The sequence below is a fragment of the Epibacterium sp. MM17-32 genome (genome assembly GCF_022348205.1).
Lineage (GTDB): Bacteria > Pseudomonadota > Alphaproteobacteria > Rhodobacterales > Rhodobacteraceae > Epibacterium.
This window is the reverse complement of sequence record NZ_JAKRFC010000037.1, coordinates 1-1,466: the sequence shown is the minus strand read 5'-3', so window position 1 is coordinate 1,466 and position 1,466 is coordinate 1. Positions and strand designations below refer to the sequence as shown.

Below are 1,466 nucleotides of genomic sequence, written 5' to 3'. Positions count from 1 at the left end.
TTGAAGAACAGCGGGTTCTCGATGCCGGAATAGCCGGTGCCCTGACCGCGTTTGGAGACGAACACCTGTTTCGCCTTCCAGCACTCCAGAACCGGCATGCCGGCGATGGGCGAGTTGGGGTCTTCCTGGGCGGCCGGGTTCACGATGTCGTTGGAGCCGATCACGATGGCCACATCCGTCTCCGGGAAGTCGTCGTTGATCTCCTCCATCTCCAGCACGATGTCGTAGGGAACTTTCGCCTCGGCCAGGAGCACGTTCATATGCCCGGGCAGGCGCCCCGCCACCGGGTGGATCGCAAAGCGCACGGTCTTGCCCTTGGCGCGCAGACGGCGCGTGAGCTCGGCCACATTGGACTGCGCCTGCGCCACCGCCATGCCGTAGCCGGGGATGATCACCACGCTGTCGGCTTCTTCCAGCGCCGCGGCCACGCCATCGGCGTCGATCGCCACCTGCTCGCCCTCGACCTCCATCGCGGGGCCGGCGCTGCCGCCAAAACCGCCCAGGATCACCGAGACAAACGAGCGGTTCATCGCCTTGCACATGATGTAGCTCAGGATCGCCCCCGAAGAGCCCACCAGCGCGCCGACCACGATCAGGAGATCATTGCCAAGGCTGAAGCCGATCGCCGCCGCCGCCCAGCCGGAGTAGCTGTTCAGCATGGAGACCACCACCGGCATGTCGGCACCGCCGATGCCCATGATCAGGTGATAGCCGATGAACAAGGCCGCCAGCGTCAGGATCAGCAGCGGGAACAGCGCCCCGGAGGAGAGATACCAGATCAGGCAGATCAGCGAGAGCCCCGCCGCCGCCGCGTTCAGCAGATGCCCGCCCGGCAGTTTTGTCGCCGCCGAGTTCACCCGGCCCGCCAGCTTGCCATAGGCAATCACCGACCCGGTGAAGGTCACCGCACCGATCCAGATGCCCAGCGACAGCTCCACCTTCAGGATGGCGATCTCGATCGGCTCCTTCTTGGCCACCAGGAGCGCAAAGGCGCCCTCGACGCTGTCGCCCGCGGCCTTCGCCGCCTCGACCAGATTGATGGTCATCTCGGCGTTGAAGCCGACAAAGACCGCCGCCAGGCCGACCAGCGAATGCATCGCCGCCACCAGCTCCGGCATCTGGGTCATCTGCACCCGCTGCGCCAGCTGCATGCCGATGACGCCGCCAAGCGCAATCAGGATGACCGACAGCCACCACAGGCCCGCCCCGGGGCCGACAAGCGTGGCAAAGACCGCCAGCGCCATGCCGGCAATGCCATACCAGACCGCGCGTTTGGCGCTTTCCTGTCCCGACAATCCGCCCAGGCTCAGGATGAACAGAACGCCGGCGACCACATAGGCCGCGATTGTGAATGCGTTTTCCATAACTCCTGCCCCTGCTTAAGATTTCTGGAACATGGCAAGCATGCGCCGGGTGACCATGAAGCCACCGAAGATGTTGATCCCGGCCATGAACACCGACAGCGC

2 protein-coding genes are annotated in these 1,466 nt (G+C 65.0%); both read right to left on the bottom strand.

Annotated elements, in window-relative coordinates; all coding sequences use genetic code 11:
• Positions 1–1,364 (bottom strand): NAD(P)(+) transhydrogenase (Re/Si-specific) subunit beta (locus MHM88_RS23065; protein WP_239369317.1); only part of this gene is annotated, 1,364 nt, incomplete at its 3' end.
• 15 nt (positions 1,365–1,379) lie between these two features.
• On the bottom strand, positions 1,380–1,466 hold an 87-nt coding region (locus MHM88_RS23060; protein ID WP_239369319.1), incomplete at its 5' end, for a proton-translocating transhydrogenase family protein.